Here is a 16,215-nt window from a genome sequence, read left to right as displayed (position 1 = left end):
GTAATTAAAAGGAGTCTAAAATGAAATTATTTAAATTAAGACTTGATTTGTATGATTTAGAGGATAACGGTATATATCTTCGGATTACTAGGAATAAATTATTTGAAATCAAACCCATCTATCTGTATTACACTTGGGATAATGATGGGGGTATAAGGAATTTAGACCTGTATATAAAAGATTTAAATAAAGAAAAAGCTAAGGAAAGCTTAGTTTCATTTATGCATTTGCTTAACTTTATGTATCATATGGACATCTCTATTGCTGGGGGATTTTACATTTGGGAAGTTGAGGGTTTGCCTAATAACGAAATTGTGGAAAAAGTAACAAATAAAAATATTGTATTACTTAGCGAAACCTTCCAAAGAATAAACCAATACACAGGTAAAGAATATAAATTGATTGTACAGTGTATTAAATATTTCTCCAGATCCCTTAAATTGATCGAATTGGAATTGTTTGAGGAAAGTTTGCTAACAGCTTATAAGATAATTGAGCTAATATCTAATAAGGTTTTTAAAGATATATATAAGGAAAAGTTTTCAGGTGCCTTAGCAGATATTATACCCAATTTTCTTAAAGAAAACTTTAATGAGAATTACTCAGGACAAGGTAAAGATAATGAAATTAATGGGTACGTAATTAATATGGGTGAAGAATTAATTACAGCGAGAAGAAAAGCAGTTAAGGCGTTAGAGCATTTAAACCTTTTAGACCTACAGGATGAAATAGGTGAAGTTATCAGGATACGTAATAAAGTTGGAGCACACAGTTCTATTTCTAACCCACAAGTAGACATAGAAACAGTAGCGAATACTCAGAACATTGCAAGAAAAATGCTGACTAAATATCTATTTAAAAATAGATACGAAAAACTGGCTCTAGATGGATATAAACGATATTAATTATTTCTTACAGATATCCGCTCATAAAAGAACCGCAAAATATTGGAGAAAGAGTGGGCAGCTTTTCCACATCTTTTTGAATTGGTTAGTAATTTTATTTCATTGTTTGAAACGATAACATCCTTGGCAAAAAGTCTTGTTCCAAGCCCGGTAAAATAAAATTTAAGTCCTTCACGGCGGCATGTTTGAGTTCCCGCAGAGTAAAACTGATGTCATTTTGAACGTTCAAGACTTTTCTCGCCAGCCATGTCGTGTAATGTTTGCCATTCACGAATGGTTTTGGCGTGAATGCCTTATTTATACGCAGTCTTCAAAACCGAATCCATTCCTTGATCATACTCGGATAGACTGTTCAAATTTTCCTCTTCTGAAAACCATTTTCCAGCCATGAAGAAACTCTCCCTAGGTAAACAGATTTTTATTTCATCTGTCTACCTTTAGGGGAGCATATTAAAGGAGGGGGAATTTTAATTTGGAGAATTTAGATACTGTTCTAAAAAGAATTTAAAAGGTTTACTCTTAGGATAAATTCCTGCATTTTTATAAGTCCAGTTTTTTTGTCTTTGAGAGAGGGTATATGGAGATTGAATAACGTCTTCATCAATTATAATCTATCGAAAATTCTCCGCTTATTCCTAGATTAAGTGTTAGATTAGTCCATATATCTTGATTGTTTTCTTTAAATTCATCTCGTAATTCCTCGAATAAGTCATGCAAGTCAAATAATAGCTCCCATAAATCTCCTCACTGACATGATAGTGGTCAGGGATATTAAGAGAATATATAAAATCTTCACTATGTGGAGTATTGAAATAAAAGAAAACTTCAGATGAATCGTCAAGTATTTCCGCATAAAGAATAACTCTTTCCCATTCAGAAGGAATGATTTCGTTAATGCCTTCTGCTATCTGTTGATATATTTCACCCATTTTTTCTGTTTTCATGCTAACCTCCAGTTTTTTTAAGAGCTATATCAAATTTATAGATGTAGGTAGCTAATTAAAAATTCTTGATCTTCCTCGTCTTCAGGCAATATTCCAAGAGTTTTGTACTCCCATAATGCAATTCTTTGATACCCATCAAGCTCAGATGCAAAAAATATCATCATCATTATAATCAAGTTGGAATTGATCGTTGCTCTCCAATGTCAATGTAAGGTTCGTCCAAACCTGATCATAATTATTTTTGTGCTCAGCTCGTAATTCGTCAAAAGTTCACGGATTTCTCTTAATAATGTTTTGAAGATATCTTTACTTACACTGTATCGGACTGGTATATCTTACGAATAAATCAGTTGACGTTTTTCTGGTGTCTTGAAGTGAAAGAGAACCATGGTAGAGTCATCTAATACTTCTGCATAAAGATATACTTTTGTCCATTCACAAGGTATGATGTCATTTAATTTCTCACCAATAATCTGGTACAGATTTTGCATTTTCTTATTTTCAAACCTTTTCGCCTTCAATCGTCGAGAAATCCTAGTTATAAAAAATAGCCCAGCAGGGAAGTGCTGAGCCATTATTGTTTTATAGACCGCAGTAGCTTATTACAAATTCTTTATCGTCCTCATCTTCAGGCAAAATCCCCAAGTTTTGATATTCCCATACCACTTGGCGTTGTGTTCCGTTTAAGTCTGAGGCGATGACCTCGGTGTAATCGTAGTCAATTGAGAATTTACCGCTTTGTTCGAGATGTAAAGTGAGGTTTGTCCATAAGTCCTCGTTGTTTGTTTTAAATTCATCCCGTAACTCTTCAAAGTAATCATGCAATTCATATAGAAGTCCGTCATATATATCTTCATCAACATTAAAATGTTCAGGAATATCGTGTGAATATATATATTCCTGATTTTGTGGAGTAGTAAAGAAGAAGTAAACTTCTGAAGAATCATCTAAAATTTCAGCATAAAGAGCAACCTTCTCCCATTCAGAGGGGATAATTTCATTTATTTGCTCAGCGATTTTTTGATATACTTCGCTCATTTTTTGAGTTTCCATTCGATTAACCTCTAACTTCGATTCGATGATTGCATTAGTTTATGTTTAGATAATCCTTAACAAATTCTTTATCCTCTTCATCTTCGGGGAAAATACCCAAGTTATTGAACTCCCAAATCATTTGTCTTTCGTATTCGTCCAAATCAGACTCAATAACATCTTCATAATCTTAATCAATTGAAAACATTCCAGAGCTTTCAAGATTCAGTGTCAAATTTGTCCATGCTTCAGGATTATTTTCTTTAAACTCATTGTGTAACTGTTTAAATAACTCTTGAAGATCTATTAATAGTTCTGTATAAATTTTTTTACTAACTTGAAATTGTTCTGGAATGTCATGAGAGTATATATATTCATCGTTTTCTGGTGTTTGAAAGAAAAAACACACTTCTCTGGAACCGTCTAGTATTTCTGCATAAAGAACAATATTACTCCAATCAGCAGGAATTATTTTTCCTATGACATCAGTTATTTGTAGATGAATTTTTTCTAACATCATTATCTCAACTTTATTAAATTGGATTTTCAGGATATTCTTCTAAATATTTTTTTGTTAATTTTTGTAATGATGGATCCTTAGGTTCTTCCCCTAAATATTTAAATTTCCAGATGATAAGCTGATCACTGAAACTATAATCTGTCTTAAACCAATCTGTATAATCAAAGTTGACAGTTAATTTTCCTGATCTTTCTAGGCTAAGAGTGAAGGAGTAAAATAATTCTTGATCATGATCTTTGAAAACATCTCTCATTTCTTCGCTTAGTTTAAATAATTCCATCTCATACTGATCGAATTCATTTTCGTCAATATCAAACTCAAACGGAATTTCAAGACTGTACTTAAAATGATTAGGTTCATTTTGAGAATTATAAAAAAAGTAAGTGCCTCCGCCTGTCTCTGAAACCTGAGCATAGAACAAAAATTTCTCCCATGGTTCTGGTATCATTTCGTTAACGATTTCAGCTATGCTTCTATATAATGCATTTAATTTATGTTCCAACAAGAATCAACCTCCAGCTTGATTTTTTATAAATTTCTTAAATAATCCTTTGCCTTCAATTCTGTAAATAACCTCAAAAGAGTCTGGTCTTAGAGAGTCTCCTAAATATTTCGGTCGAATTCTTACTGAGACTTTTCTCGGTGGTTCCTCTTTTAGAGCCGCCGCCCATTCGGTCTCCATTTTGTACCATTCTCCGCCAGAACGGTTAATTTGACTATTTTGAGCAACTAAGTTATCTAGTTCCCCTGAACCTCTGAATTGTGATCCTATCAAATGTCCGCCATCGTCATCAGGTAATCGATCTTGAGGCTTTCCAGCGTTTGATTGCGCATATTGATTTCGCTTTGCTTCTCCTAATTGTAAATCAGCTTCAACTTTTGTAATTCTACCATAGTTGTCTGTATTGTATGTGTAGCCCTCTTTTGTTTTATATTCGACATTCGGCTTCAGCACTTTCTTTCTGCTCCATTTTGCATAATGCTCGCCGTATTTGACGGTTACCGGCGGTACAACTGGCGCTGGTGTTCGTCTTCCGCTTGAAGAAGTTCCGTACGGTTTCGGCAGGATGACTTTGGCGAATTTTTGCAGTCCCTCTTTAAGTGTGACCCCGTTGACTGCGTTGTAAGGAACGCCTGCAGGCACTAAGTCATGACGGGGATGATACGGGAGAATATCAGCAAGTGTGAGATCTCCGATTTGATTTAATTTGGTTTTGACGTGTTTTTTTGATACTTCAATGCCTGTGTTTACTTTTTGGTTGATGTGATCAATGGTTTGTTTTGAGACCGTTATGGCTTTTTGGGCTGTTGCTGATTTGCTTGCTGCTGTTTTGACTTTGGCCGTCACTTTGGCGGCTGTGCCAGTTTTTGAGACGGCTCCTACGCCTTTTGTGCCGACAATTGATGTGACAACAGTGCCAACCGCATATGACACCCATCTTGCTCGTGAGTAGGTGTCACCATTCACCATGTCTTTTTGGTACGATTCTTCGATTGCCGCTGAAATGGCTTCATACGTTTTGATCGGGTGAGCCACCGCTCCTGTAATGGCTTCAACGGTTCCGCCCGGATCTGTGACCATATCCCACAGGCCTGTGACCGCGTCTTTTCCTGAATCGTAAAGGCCGACGGCAACCCCTTTGAAGCCTGCTTCAAGCTCACGCGTGTTTTCAATTTGGGTGAAGTACCTTTGCTGTTCTGCTGTCAGATTTTTATAGCCGATCGTTTTTGCCATTGAGTAGAATTCATCGGCATCTGCATAATCGTAGTTTTTCAGTCTCTCTTTCAGTTTTTCAATCTCGCGTTCCTTCGCTTCCTCTTTCTTAATCTTCAAGTAAGCCTCAGTCCGCTTTTCAATGTCGCCTTTTTTCTTATGTATGTCACTCTCACGGTACGCTTTGGCGTTGTAGTGGATGGGTGTGGCATTTTTGCCTTTGCCCGTTGCTTCTTGGAGCTTTTGGAAGTCGGATTTGATGAATTGTTCGTTTGGTTCTGACAGGTCGTATTCTGTCTTCAGGTCTTCGTCCAAGGCGTCCAATTTTTCCAGTGTTTTTTTTCGTTTGTCGTTGGCATCCGCAAGCTCATCTTTGAAGGTTTCTGTTGAAAACAGGTCGAGCGGGAGGATGTCGTCGATATCGTTCAGGATGTCTTTCATCGCTTTTTTCTGTTCGGACATGATGGATTTTGATTTTTTATTGGCATTTGCCAGTTCGTGCTCCAGGAAGGATTCTTCGATGTATGCGTCTGAGAGGCCTTTGTCCTCGGCGGCTCCGGCGATGCTGTTGAAAAATGCGATTTTCATGTCGATGTAGTCGATCCATTGGCCGGTGACGCCGACGTGGTCGTGATAGAAGGCTTTGATGTTGCTGGCGCCTTTTCCTGAAAATTCGCTGTCACTGAGATCAGCTACGCTTTTTAACGCTTTTCTCAAGTTGACCATTTGCGTTCTTAGTTCTTTATACTCTTTCGCGCGGTCTGTCGCTTCAGAAAGCAGTGTTTTCGCTTCAAGTACTTTCATGACCATTTCCCTTCTTTTGTTCGCCCAATATCAAAATTTTACCACGGTACGGGATGAGGGTGGGGGTGAGAACGTGTTTCGATGGAAAAATGAGTCATTTGGCATGTGTCTTTATTCACGAAGGGATTGTGTAAACATAATCGAAATGATTATTGATAGACAGGTAAAGGAGCGTTTTGATGAAGAAAAAAGGCATTACATTTGGTTTATTAGGGGTAATGATATGCATCATCCTGTTTGCTCTATATATTCAGTTACATAATAAAAGCAATATTCCTGTCAAAGCTTCCGCCATCCACCCCGAAGAAGACCGCATCTTTTTTATTTACTCCAATCCTTTCATCAAAGAAAGTACGCTGCTTTCGACCTCAACAGGCGAACGATTTAACAGGCGCACGTTCAAGGTGGCGGATGTGCCTTACATTCAAACAAAATCTTACGCATCAACAGTTATTGTATTACTAGCGGAACACGAGTCCTTTTATTACGCGCTGGAGAAGGATGCCATAAAAAAGCATCCGCTATCAAATCCATTTTCGTTTTGGTATGAGGGGAAGGATGTTTCTGTTAAGGCCTATAACGTTGATACGACGGGGAATGACGTCCATATAAACGACAAAAAAACGAAAAAGGAATATAGCCTCACCTTGCCTTCGCTTGTCACGATGGGGTCGAGTGACGAGAATTATATTTATGTCATTCAAGGCATGGCAATTTACGTGATTGACAGAAACACAGAGGAAATCATAGAGACCTTGAGCTTAGCCTCATACGCTGATAAATTCGCAGACTCGGAGGAATTTATTGTCGCGAGCTCGCAGCATGAACTGACTGTGATTGAAAAAGGGACATGGAAGACGAAGTATATTTCTTATCCTGATGATCTTGAATATGCTGATACCGTGTACTATGACAAAGAAAGCGGCAGTTTTTATGTGACGTACGAAGACAAAGAGGGGGAAGCGAACCTGCTTGAGTATGGGAAGGACTTTTCTTTTCGCACATACGGCTTAAAATTCCCTTATATGGATGCAAAGTTTAAGGGGAATCAACTGTATGTTGTTGCCCAGGAAGAGCATAAAAAGGGCATTGGCGGGTACGTGGGTGTGTTTGATATCCATTCCAAGAAGATGCTTTATCAGTTTGATTTGCCAGAGGAACAAGTGAAGGTGCAGGATTTTATTGTGGTTGACAATAAGTGAATGCGTAAATGAAATAGAATGATATTGGACCCTTGCATAAAGGGTCTTTTTTTGCCAAGAAAACAAATTGACAGGATGAAAAAACAATTTCTTCCTTCTGTATTGTTTTCAAAATTTGGGATTGATAGAATATGACATATCTCACAGAGAGGGAGGGAAGCCGTTGAGTCAAGCCATACCGTCTTCGCGTGTTGGTGTTAAGATTAATGAATGGTACAAGATGATTCGCCAGTTCAGTGTTCCGGATGCTGAGGTGCTGAAAGCGGAGGTGGAGCAGGACATTCAGCAGATGGAAGAGGATCAGGATTTGCTGATCTATTATTCTCTCATGTGTTTTCGGCACCAGCTGATGCTGGATTATTTGGAGCCGGGACAAACATATGGGAATCGCCCTACAGTGACAGAGCTTCTGGAAAACATTGAAACTCCTCAGAAAAAACTCACAGGCCTTTTGAAATACTACTCTTTGTTTTTCCGCGGCATGTATGAATTTGATCAAAAAGAATATGTGGAAGCGATCGGTTTTTATCGCGAGGCGGAGAAGGAACTGCCGTTTTTGTCAGATGAAATTGAGAAAGCGGAATTTCATTTTAAAGTGGCAGAAGCGTATTACCATATGAAGCAAACCCATGTGTCGATGCATCATATCCTTCAAGCCTTAGACATTTATCAAGACCATCCGTTATATAGCATGAGAAGAATACAAAGCTTGTTTGTCATAGCGGGAAATTATGATGACTTCAGATGCTATGATAAAGCGCTCCCGCATTTAAGAAAGGCGCTGGAGCTGGCAATGGATATTCAAAACGACCGGTTCATTGGCATCTCTTTATTGAACATCGCCAACAGTTATGACAGGTCAGGAAGATATGATTTGGCCATTGAGTACTTCCAAAAAGCGGTGAAAGTAAGCAGAGAAACGGTCCCTGACTTGCTGCCGAAAGTCTTGTTTGGGTTAAGCTGGACATTATGCAAAGCTGGACAAAAACAGCAGGCGTTTCAGCTAATAGAAGAAGGATTAGAACATATCACAACCCATCCAAATGCGGGGGCCCACAAATTTTATAAAGAATTGTATCTGTTCTTGCAGGCAGTGTACAAAGAGATTGTTGACGAACGCAAAATTCATGATCTTTTAAGCTATTTCGAAAAAAAGAACTTGCACGCTTACATTGAAGCTTGTGCCCGCAGCGCTGCCGCTGTTTTTGAAAGCCGCTGTCATTTTGAGCACGCTGCTGCGTTTTATCGGAAAGTGCTGAAAGCGCAAGAAGATATTCAAAAAGGAGAGTGTTTATATGCTTATTAAGAAAAAAGTGATGATATGTCTTGCTGTTCCCCTTATTTGCGGAAGCATTGCAGTTCCTTTCTTGACACAGTCCGGCGGTTTTAAGGAATCAACGGATCGAAACACGACGTATATCGATCATTCCCCTCATAATAGTACGATACATCAGGAGAAGAAAGCCCTTAGCTAGGGCTTTTTTCTTGTTTAACGGAAAACGTTGGCCTTTAATACCTTGGCATTCCTTCTATTTCTAGCGCAAGACACTCGAAACAACCAAACCATTTGAGGTATAATGGATAAAGTGAATCACAATATACAGATTGATATATATGAAAGAGAGTGGAACATCATGGGCCGTAAGTGGAACAATATTAAAGAGAAGAAGGCGTCTAAGGACGCAAATACGAGTCGGGTTTACGCAAAGTTTGGCCGTGAGATTTATGTGGCGGCAAAGCAGGGCGAGCCTGATCCGGAATCCAATCAGGCGCTGAAGGTTGTGCTTGAGCGCGCGAAGACTTACAGCGTGCCGAAAAATATCATTGAACGTGCGATCGAGAAGGCGAAGGGCGGAGCGGAAGAAAATTATGATGAGCTTCGTTATGAGGGCTTCGGGCCAAACGGATCAATGATTATCGTTGATGCGCTGACGAATAATGTGAACCGTACGGCGCCGGAAGTGCGTGCGGCGTTCGGAAAAAATGGCGGAAACATGGGTGTGAGCGGATCTGTCGCTTACATGTTTGATGCGACGGCTGTTATCGGTGTGGAAGGCAAGACGGCTGATGAAGCGCTTGAAATTCTCATGGAAGCGGATGTCGATGTCCGCGATATTTTAGAAGAGGATGACAGCGTGATCGTCTATGCGGAGCCGGATCAATTCCATGCGGTGCAGGAGGCATTTAAAAACGGGGGCGTCGAGGAATTTACGGTAGCGGAGCTGACCATGCTTGCGCAGAGTGAAGTGACACTTCCTGAGGATGCGAAGGAACAGTTCGAAAAGCTAATTGACGCGTTAGAGGACTTGGAAGACGTTCAGCAGGTGTATCATAACGTAGATCTTGGTGAATAAAAAATGAGCAGACTGTCGTGGTCTGCTTTTTTTATTGTCCGGGAAATTGTTTTAGCAGTTTATAGGCGGGTGTCTATACGATCTGTAAGCCCTTCTCATACGCTGGACTGTAACCTATGTGAAGGAGAGATTGGATATGACTGATACAAGACACTTCTGCTGCGGACCCGGTTTTGGCGCTCACCCAGGCTATGGTGCAGGCGGTCCGGGATTCGGCATGTACGGAGGCGCGGGCTATCCGGGCCATGGCATGTATACAGGGATGGGCCATCCAGGTTATGGAGGCGCAGGCTATCCGGGTTATGGCATGTCTGGAGGATTCGGCGGCTACCCAAGCGGAGGCTATCCGAGCTCAATGAGTTATCCGAGCTACGGAATGCATTATGATAATGATGGGCATCACCACCATTACCCTGGTGGAAATTACGGACACCATCAGGATGGAAATTATGGGCATCATGATGGTAACTACGGGCACCATCACCACCATATGGGGCACTGGGGAAAAGACGGTCATAAGTAAAAAGCGTGGAGAACGGACACTCTTGCTGATCAAGGGTGTTTTTTTGTTTTTCTTTTTCTTGACTGTTCAGTCTGGAAAAGGTAATATCTTCTTGCAGGAGGTGATATTCGTTTGGGTAGAAATAAAGAATTCGATACAGCGCTTGTTTTGCGCAGAGCGATAGAGGTTTTTGGAGAGTATGGCTACGAAGGCACGTCGCTGCAAGAGCTGCTTTCTCATTTAGGCATTGCGCGCCAGAGTTTGTACGATACGTATGGAACGAAGCGGGATTTGTTTTTGTCCGCTGTGAAAACGTATCTTGAAGGAAAAAACGCGGCTGTTGTGGAAAGGCTCGAGGCACCGGGATCTGTCAAGGAAGCCATTCGTGATATTTTTCAGGAGGGTGTGAATGTCCTGAAAGATCCTGAACGTTCAAAGGCTTGTTTTATCATCAACAGCGCTATTGAACAAATCCCGCATGATTCGGACCTTGCCCGGTACTTTGAAGGGCAGACGAAACAGCTTGAGGCGGCCTTTTATCAGGCACTGAAACGGGCACAGACTGAAGGAGAATTAAAGGAACATCTTGATATATCGGCGCTTGCCCGTTATTTAAACCAGAGCCGGCTGTCTCTGACGTTTATCGCTAAGGTTTCTGCTGATTTTGACCAGCTTCAGGATTATGTTGAAGTGAGTTTATCTGTCCTTGATTGACTTTTTTGATAAAGGGTGCTTAGCCCTTTGACGCATTTTTCGGACTGAATGGTCTAAAATAAAATACGAGGTGATGATCCATGATGATGACGGATTACGAAAAAGCATGTGACACACTGAATAAATTTATGCAATATATGCTTGAAAAGGATATGGAGAGCTGGACAGAGCTGTGGGATGAACATGCCGTATTGGAGTTTCCCTATGCGCCAGAGGGATTTCCGGAAAGAATTGAGGGGAAGGCGGCCATTTACGATTATATTAAGGATTTTCCTGATCACATTCATATTTCTGCGTTTACTGCTCCGACAGTGTATCGTTCGGCTGATACAAACACGATCATTGCGGAGTTTCAATGTGAAGGCTATGCGATTGCGACTGGGCTACCTTACCGGCAAACCTATATCAGTGTGATTGAAACGAAGGACGGCAGCATATTGCATTATAAGGATTATTGGAATCCGCTTATCGTCAATAAGACGTTTGGAGAAACCATTGAAACATTTATACAAACAGAGGAGGATGAAAAATGATGAGTCACGATCAGATTCTGATTACGGGAGGAACCGGCACGACAGGAAGCCGGATTGCGCAACGGTTAATTGCGCAGGGTTACAGCGTTCGCATCGCGAGCAGAAATAAGGGCAAAATGAGCAATGCGGAGTATGTATATTTTGATTGGAAGGATGAGTCTAGCTTTACGCCTGCTTTGGAGCGGGTGAAACGGATTTACCTCGTTGCGCCGGTTGGTGTGTTTGACCCGTCTCCTTATGTGCTTCCCTTTTTAAAGGAAGCAAAGCGGCTCGGTACTGAACGTGTGGTGATGCTCAGTGCGTCCGCTGTTCCTGAGGATGGTCCTGTGTTTGGAGCATTGCATCGTGCAGTACGCGGATTTCCGGAATGGGCGGTGCTGCGGCCGTCATACTTCATGCAAAACTTCATCAATGTCCAGCATCGCATGTCCATTCAAACTGAGGGGCAAATCATTACGGCGGCGGGTGAGGGAAAACTTGGTTTTATTGATGCTGATGATATTGCGGAAACAGCAGTGCGTGCTTTGATTGACATTGTGCCTCATAATACTCATCATATTTTAACGGGACCTGAGGCGCTGAGCTACGCTGAGGCGGCGGATATCATCGGAGCCATGGCGGGACGTCCGGTGACGCATGTCAGCATTTCTTCTTCCGAGCTGAAAAATAGGATGGAAACAGCGGGTTTGCCTGCGGATTACGCGCGCTTTATGGCGGAATTAGATGAAGCGATCAGCCGTGGTGCGGAACAGCGGGTAACGGATACAGTGAAGCGTGTGACAGGAAAAGAACCCCGTTCGCTGACTGAGTTTGCGGCTGCTCATGCTGTATACTGGAAACGCTGATCTTATTTTGGACTGATCGATCTAGAAAAACCTTCGGCTCTGCCGAAGGTTTTCTTTTTATCTATTGAGTTTAAAAAGGCTTGCCGCGTTTTCGGTGCCGATTTTCATTCGGTCCGTTTCACTGATTGGACACTGGTCAAACCAGGAAGAGATTTCTTCCATCGATTCATACGGATAGTCCACCGAGAATAAGATGCGGTCTGAGCCGACCTCTAACAATGTATCAATTAATGCCTGTGTTCTGAATACACCGCTTGTTGTGAGATAAAAGTTTTTGCGGAGGTATTCAGTCGGCGCTTTTTTATGGTTTCCATGGGTCTCAGGACGCTGATGGCGCAGTCTGTGCTCGACACGCGGCAGCGTAAACGGAAGACCCTCACCTAAGTGTCCGAGAATTACGGTCAAATCAGGATATTCGTCAAACAGGCCGCTGAGAATCAGGCGGATGGCGTGTGTTGCTGTTTCAACCCCAAAGCCCCATGCTGAGCCGAGGAGGCCTTCGTAGCCTTCATAGATACGCTGCTGATTTGGCAGCGGAATACGCGGATGCAGATAGACGGGAACCTGAAGTTGTGCGGCCTTCTCCCAGAAAGGGCGTACCTGTGGCTCGTCTAAATATTGAGCGGTATTTTCGTCTCCGATATTACTGTAGCCGTTGACCAAGGCGCCGACAAAACCGAGTTCGTTTACTGCCCGCTCCAGCTCCTTCGCTGCTTCTTCAGGATCTTGAAGGGGAACCGCTGCAAATGCTTTAAAACGGTCTGGATGTTTGGAAACGAAGAATTCCGCAGCGTGATCGTTCATTTGCTTTGCGAGTTTTACAGCTCTGTCAGGATCAGTAATGCCTTCAATACCAGGCTGTGTCAATGAGAGAATTGACGTTTGGATGCCGTTTCGATCCATGTCCTCAATCCGTTTCTCGAATTCCTGCAAGCGTTTTTGGACAGCGCTGAAATATTCATCGTCAGTAAAATTGTGACTTCCTGTTGCCGGAAAATCAGGAGATTCCCAGTGCTCTTCTAATGCGATTTTTCCATTCATGTCAAAAGGCTCCTCTCTTTTTCATGTCTGGTGTAGATCAGATGGAGTGCACTCATTTTACGTCACGAAGCTTCGTTTCAATAGGTAATGAACAATGTGTTTATTACTTTACATCATGTACAAGATGTAAGTTCATGGTACAGTAGATTTTGGGAAAAGGTCAATAAACAGAGAACGTGCAAACGTTTAGAAGAAGACATCAGCAGATGATTTGTCCAGAAGAAAATAAAAGTTAGACAAGGAGGTAAAAAATGTCTAAAAAAAATAAAGTAGATCCGAGAGTCAAAAGAACGAACAAATATTTAAGAGACGCTTTGATCGCACTGCTGAAAGAAAAAGAAGCCAATTCGATTACGATTCAGGAAATTACTGAAAAAGCGGATCTGACCCGCGGCACCTTTTATTTGCACTATCGGGATAAACAGGATTTTCTGTTTCAAAGCATGACGGAGGTTCTCGATGATTTGATCCAGCAGGTTAAGCCTGAGACGCCGGTGGAACCGGTCATTATTAATGAGGATCATCCGCCTGTTTCATTTGTGAAGCTCTTTGAGTACATTCATGAGCACGCCGAGTACTTTCAAGTGATGCTGAGTGATAGAGGGCTGCCTCAATTCAGAAGTTTGATGGCGGAATTCGTTCAGAAACGAATTTACGAGGAATTGCTTTCATCTATTGAAGAATCTGAGAAACAGCTTCAGTTCCCGAAAGAGATACTGGTCAGCTATATCACTTCCGCCCATATCGGGGTGATTTGTTCCTGGCTGGAGAGCGGCATGAAGTACAGTCCTTTATTTATGGCGAATCAATTAACACGTTTAACGCTCTTGGGACCGCTCCGGATAGCGGGGATAGAAAAACAAATCAAGCTTCCTTATTAAGAATTCCAGTCATAATGACGCCTCCTGCCTCATACCTATTAAGGTCATTGTTATTGAGAAAGGAGGAGCCAGAATGAAGGAGATGCAGCCATTTACACCTGTTAAATCATACACGCCCTTTCACAGCCGTTTTGATCCCTGTCCGCCCATAGGGAAGAAATATTACAGAACGCCCCCTAATCTCTATATGACCTTTCAGCCTGAGCATATGGAGCAGTTTTCGCCGATGGAGGCTTTAAGGAAAGGCACCCTTTGGAAGGATCTCTATGATTTTTATGAAAATCCTTATCGAGGGGGAGACGCACATGACAAAAAAGGTTGATGCGGAATATTACCGCCAGCTTGAGCAGATTCAAGCAGCGGATTTTGTGCTTGTTGAGCTGAGCCTTTATTTAGATACACATCCTCATGATGAAGACGCGCTGAAGCAATTCAATCAATATTCCGGCTATTCAAGGCACTTAAAAAGGCAATTCGAATCATCTTACGGACCGCTTTTGCAGTACGGCAACAGCCCCGCGGGCGAGGAGTGGGATTGGAATCAAGGGCCTTGGCCGTGGCAAGTATAAGGAGGAATGCCTGAATGTGGGTGTATGAAAAGAAGCTGCAATATCCTGTCAAGGTCAGCACGTGCAATCCGACACTGGCGAAATATTTGATTGAGCAGTATGGCGGAGCGGACGGCGAGCTGGCCGCGGCTCTCCGGTATTTGAACCAGCGGTATACCATTCCCGATAAGGTCATCGGCCTTTTAACAGATATTGGCACGGAGGAGTTTGCCCATCTGGAGATGATTGCGACGATGGTGTATAAGCTGACGAAAGATGCGACGCCGGAGCAGCTGCGTGAAGCCGGGCTTGGCGATCATTACGCGAATCATGACGGCGCGCTTTTTTATCATAATGCGGCGGGAGTGCCTTTTACGGCAAGCTATATTCAGGCGAAGGGCGATCCGATTGCGGATTTGTATGAAGATATCGCAGCAGAAGAAAAAGCGCGGGCGACGTATCAGTGGCTGATTGATATTTCGGATGATCCTGATTTGAACGATTCCCTGCGGTTTTTGCGTGAACGTGAAATTATACATTCAATGCGCTTTAGGGAAGCGGTTGAAATTTTAAAAGAAGAACGGGATAAGAAGAAACTCTTTTAACAGCAGCGGGGGCTCCCTTTCATGCGTCCTTTTACATACAGACAAAATATTCTGTTTTTTTGTCGTTTGCTTGCATTATAATGGAGGTATGCATGTAAGTTAGTTTTGATCGGGGGGCCTTTATGTCATCTTTTAAGATTACGAAAGAAACAGTTGCAAATGATTTTTACGCCGGCCTGGCAGACCGTGAGGATGCAGAGCAAATAACGGGACTGCTCGTCCGTACGGCTGAATGGCTGCGGGACCGGGGCTCTGATCAGTGGAGCGGGCTGCTGGAGGGACATGACTCACATGATATTGTTGGCTCGATTGAAAGCGGACATGTGTTTGTGTTTCAAAAAGATCAAGAGCTGGCGGGTGTAGTGATGCTTCTGCCTGAGCCGAGCGAATGGGACAGAACGCTTTGGGGAGACGAGGGGCACGAAGAGTCCATTTATTTGCACCGTCTGGCGGTCAGCCGCCGGTTTGCGGGAAATGGGCTTGGGGCCGAGATTCTCACATGGACGGAGACGGGTGTTGAGTATCCGGGGAAGAAACGGATCCGTCTTGATTGTGTGGCTGATAACGACGCATTGCATTCCTTCTACAGGCGAATGGGATATGAATTCAAGGGATCAGACGCCTCAGGGTTTCATTTGTTTGAGAAAGAACTGAACAAGTCAGAATAAGCGTCCTTTTTAGGAGGCTTTTTTGCCTTTTTGAAAAGGGAGGACAGGGCGATTGATCTTTTTTTATGTGATGGCCATTGCGACGGCTTGTATTTCTGCTTGTGTATCTATTTTTCTGCGCTTGAGGATGCCGCAAAGAAAATGCCCGGAATGCATACTTGCCGTGCTGATTGGTCTCGGTGTGATCACAATTTGGTGCAGCATCTTTTTTGTCGGCGGCTGGGATGGCATGGCGCTGGGCATGCTTGGGATTCATGTGATAATCGGAGCGTTTGCCGGGTATTTGATCGAGACGGTGTTCCGGCTGTTGACAAGACAAATTAGGAGAAGGTAAGGCATTTGCCGTCTCAAATGATGTCGAATTTTTTACGGGGCGGCAGGAATTTTCTTTCGAGTGGAGAAA

Annotated in this window: 19 protein-coding genes and 3 pseudogenes; 15 read left to right on the top strand and 7 right to left on the bottom strand. The window is 42.4% G+C overall.

What is annotated here, in order from left to right; genetic code table 11:
- Positions 1-20: 20 nt before the first annotated feature.
- Positions 21-905: a hypothetical protein gene (locus V6D42_RS15875; RefSeq protein WP_333513872.1), complete on the top strand. Its 885-nt coding sequence runs from the start codon at positions 21-23 to the stop codon at positions 903-905.
- Between the two features lie 467 nt (positions 906-1,372).
- On the opposite strand, the pseudogene V6D42_RS15870 reads toward V6D42_RS15875, so the two are convergent.
- From V6D42_RS15870 to V6D42_RS15845, 6 genes and pseudogenes are all read right to left on the bottom strand, one after another.
- Positions 1,373-1,849, bottom strand: a pseudogene (locus V6D42_RS15870) (antitoxin YezG family protein).
- Positions 1,850-1,884: 35 nt separating this feature from the next.
- A pseudogene (locus tag V6D42_RS15865) lies at positions 1,885-2,340 on the bottom strand (TIGR01741 family protein).
- A gap of 91 nt (positions 2,341-2,431) precedes the next feature.
- The gene (locus tag V6D42_RS15860; RefSeq protein WP_333513871.1) at positions 2,432-2,902 is read right to left on the bottom strand and encodes an antitoxin YezG family protein; all 471 of its coding nucleotides are present in this window, start codon (positions 2,900-2,902) and stop codon (positions 2,432-2,434) included.
- 34 nt (positions 2,903-2,936) lie between these two features.
- Positions 2,937-3,398 (bottom strand): annotated as a pseudogene (locus tag V6D42_RS15855) (immunity protein YezG family protein).
- A gap of 16 nt (positions 3,399-3,414) precedes the next feature.
- Positions 3,415-3,903: an immunity protein YezG family protein gene (locus V6D42_RS15850; protein ID WP_333513870.1), complete on the bottom strand. Its 489-nt coding sequence runs from the start codon at positions 3,901-3,903 to the stop codon at positions 3,415-3,417.
- A 6-nt stretch (positions 3,904-3,909) separates the two neighbouring features.
- Entirely contained in the window at positions 3,910-5,919 is a 2,010-nt protein-coding gene (locus V6D42_RS15845) for a ribonuclease YeeF family protein (RefSeq protein ID WP_333513869.1), read from the bottom strand.
- Between the two features lie 179 nt (positions 5,920-6,098).
- On the opposite strand from V6D42_RS15845, the gene V6D42_RS15840 reads away from it, so the two are divergent.
- The 8 genes from V6D42_RS15840 (at position 6,099) to V6D42_RS15805 (ending at position 12,069) form a co-directional block, all read left to right on the top strand.
- Entirely contained in the window at positions 6,099-7,121 is a 1,023-nt protein-coding gene (locus V6D42_RS15840) for a hypothetical protein (RefSeq protein WP_333513868.1), read from the top strand.
- A gap of 163 nt (positions 7,122-7,284) precedes the next feature.
- The gene (locus tag V6D42_RS15835; RefSeq protein WP_333513867.1) at positions 7,285-8,427 is read left to right on the top strand and encodes a Rap family tetratricopeptide repeat protein; all 1,143 of its coding nucleotides are present in this window, start codon (positions 7,285-7,287) and stop codon (positions 8,425-8,427) included.
- Complete coding sequence (locus V6D42_RS15830) at positions 8,417-8,596, top strand: phosphatase RapH inhibitor (RefSeq protein ID WP_333513866.1); 180 nt, start codon at positions 8,417-8,419, stop codon at positions 8,594-8,596. Before V6D42_RS15835 ends, V6D42_RS15830 begins: the two co-directional genes overlap by 11 nt.
- Before the next feature lie 159 nt (positions 8,597-8,755).
- Positions 8,756-9,475: a YebC/PmpR family DNA-binding transcriptional regulator gene (locus V6D42_RS15825; RefSeq protein ID WP_333513865.1), complete on the top strand. Its 720-nt coding sequence runs from the start codon at positions 8,756-8,758 to the stop codon at positions 9,473-9,475.
- Between the two features lie 136 nt (positions 9,476-9,611).
- Positions 9,612-9,998 carry a spore coat protein gene (locus V6D42_RS15820; protein ID WP_333513864.1) on the top strand — a complete coding sequence of 129 codons (387 nt, stop codon included), beginning with the start codon at positions 9,612-9,614 and terminating at the stop codon, positions 9,996-9,998.
- 111 nt (positions 9,999-10,109) lie between these two features.
- Positions 10,110-10,691, top strand: coding sequence for a TetR/AcrR family transcriptional regulator (locus tag V6D42_RS15815; protein WP_333513863.1), 582 nt, complete (start codon positions 10,110-10,112; stop codon positions 10,689-10,691).
- 80 nt (positions 10,692-10,771) lie between these two features.
- Positions 10,772-11,224, top strand: a complete 453-nt coding sequence (locus V6D42_RS15810) for a nuclear transport factor 2 family protein (RefSeq protein ID WP_333513862.1) — start codon at positions 10,772-10,774, stop codon at positions 11,222-11,224.
- Positions 11,221-12,069, top strand: coding sequence for an NmrA family NAD(P)-binding protein (locus V6D42_RS15805; protein WP_333513861.1), 849 nt, complete (start codon positions 11,221-11,223; stop codon positions 12,067-12,069). The genes V6D42_RS15810 and V6D42_RS15805 overlap by 4 nt, the downstream gene beginning before the upstream one ends.
- Before the next feature lie 57 nt (positions 12,070-12,126).
- Here V6D42_RS15805 and V6D42_RS15800 read toward each other — a convergent pair whose 3' ends face one another.
- Entirely contained in the window at positions 12,127-13,110 is a 984-nt protein-coding gene (locus tag V6D42_RS15800) for an amidohydrolase family protein (protein WP_333513860.1), read from the bottom strand.
- A 251-nt stretch (positions 13,111-13,361) separates the two neighbouring features.
- On the opposite strand from V6D42_RS15800, the gene V6D42_RS15795 reads away from it, so the two are divergent.
- The 6 genes from V6D42_RS15795 (at position 13,362) to V6D42_RS15770 (ending at position 16,146) form a co-directional block, all read left to right on the top strand.
- Complete coding sequence (locus V6D42_RS15795; protein WP_333513859.1) at positions 13,362-13,991, top strand: TetR/AcrR family transcriptional regulator; 630 nt, start codon at positions 13,362-13,364, stop codon at positions 13,989-13,991.
- Positions 13,992-14,064: 73 nt separating this feature from the next.
- A complete protein-coding gene (gene cotJA / locus V6D42_RS15790; RefSeq protein WP_010333290.1) occupies positions 14,065-14,313 on the top strand; it encodes a spore coat-associated protein CotJA in 249 nt (82 codons plus the stop codon).
- The gene (gene cotJB, locus V6D42_RS15785) at positions 14,297-14,560 is read left to right on the top strand and encodes a spore coat protein CotJB (protein WP_326219074.1); all 264 of its coding nucleotides are present in this window, start codon (positions 14,297-14,299) and stop codon (positions 14,558-14,560) included. The genes cotJA and cotJB overlap by 17 nt, the downstream gene beginning before the upstream one ends.
- A gap of 14 nt (positions 14,561-14,574) precedes the next feature.
- The gene (gene cotJC, locus V6D42_RS15780) at positions 14,575-15,144 is read left to right on the top strand and encodes a spore coat protein CotJC (protein ID WP_010333292.1); all 570 of its coding nucleotides are present in this window, start codon (positions 14,575-14,577) and stop codon (positions 15,142-15,144) included.
- A 122-nt stretch (positions 15,145-15,266) separates the two neighbouring features.
- Positions 15,267-15,812 (top strand): GNAT family N-acetyltransferase, encoded by a 546-nt coding sequence (locus tag V6D42_RS15775; protein ID WP_168747139.1) that lies wholly within the window; start codon positions 15,267-15,269, stop codon positions 15,810-15,812.
- A 52-nt stretch (positions 15,813-15,864) separates the two neighbouring features.
- Positions 15,865-16,146, top strand: a complete 282-nt coding sequence (locus V6D42_RS15770) for a YesK-like family protein (RefSeq protein WP_333513858.1) — start codon at positions 15,865-15,867, stop codon at positions 16,144-16,146.
- The last annotated feature ends 69 nt before the right edge of the window (positions 16,147-16,215 follow it).

The sequence above is a fragment of the Bacillus sp. 0909A genome, assembly GCF_036765115.1.
GTDB lineage: Bacteria > Bacillota > Bacilli > Bacillales > Bacillaceae > Bacillus > Bacillus mojavensis.
Note: the sequence above shows the minus strand (reverse complement) of the source record. Positions and strands in the feature narration are given on the sequence as shown.

Excerpts from the sequence above, each read along its gene's own strand:
- V6D42_RS15875 (WP_333513872.1), top strand. The coding sequence starts at position 21 with ATGAAATTATTTAAATTAAGACTTGATTTGTATGATTTAGAGGATAAC.
- V6D42_RS15860 (WP_333513871.1), bottom strand. The coding sequence starts at position 2,902 with ATGGAAACTCAAAAAATGAGCGAAGTATATCAAAAAATCGCTGAGCAA.
- V6D42_RS15845 (WP_333513869.1), bottom strand. The coding sequence starts at position 5,919 with ATGAAAGTACTTGAAGCGAAAACACTGCTTTCTGAAGCGACAGACCGC.
- V6D42_RS15840 (WP_333513868.1), top strand. The coding sequence starts at position 6,099 with ATGAAGAAAAAAGGCATTACATTTGGTTTATTAGGGGTAATGATATGC.
- V6D42_RS15830 (WP_333513866.1), top strand. The coding sequence starts at position 8,417 with ATGCTTATTAAGAAAAAAGTGATGATATGTCTTGCTGTTCCCCTTATT.
- V6D42_RS15825 (WP_333513865.1), top strand. The coding sequence starts at position 8,756 with ATGGGCCGTAAGTGGAACAATATTAAAGAGAAGAAGGCGTCTAAGGAC.
- V6D42_RS15820 (WP_333513864.1), top strand. The coding sequence starts at position 9,612 with ATGACTGATACAAGACACTTCTGCTGCGGACCCGGTTTTGGCGCTCAC.
- V6D42_RS15810 (WP_333513862.1), top strand. The coding sequence starts at position 10,772 with ATGATGATGACGGATTACGAAAAAGCATGTGACACACTGAATAAATTT.
- V6D42_RS15805 (WP_333513861.1), top strand. The coding sequence starts at position 11,221 with ATGATGAGTCACGATCAGATTCTGATTACGGGAGGAACCGGCACGACA.
- V6D42_RS15800 (WP_333513860.1), bottom strand. The coding sequence starts at position 13,110 with ATGAATGGAAAAATCGCATTAGAAGAGCACTGGGAATCTCCTGATTTT.
- V6D42_RS15795 (WP_333513859.1), top strand. The coding sequence starts at position 13,362 with ATGTCTAAAAAAAATAAAGTAGATCCGAGAGTCAAAAGAACGAACAAA.
- cotJA (WP_010333290.1), top strand. The coding sequence starts at position 14,065 with ATGAAGGAGATGCAGCCATTTACACCTGTTAAATCATACACGCCCTTT.
- cotJB (WP_326219074.1), top strand. The coding sequence starts at position 14,297 with ATGACAAAAAAGGTTGATGCGGAATATTACCGCCAGCTTGAGCAGATT.
- cotJC (WP_010333292.1), top strand. The coding sequence starts at position 14,575 with ATGTGGGTGTATGAAAAGAAGCTGCAATATCCTGTCAAGGTCAGCACG.
- V6D42_RS15775 (WP_168747139.1), top strand. The coding sequence starts at position 15,267 with ATGTCATCTTTTAAGATTACGAAAGAAACAGTTGCAAATGATTTTTAC.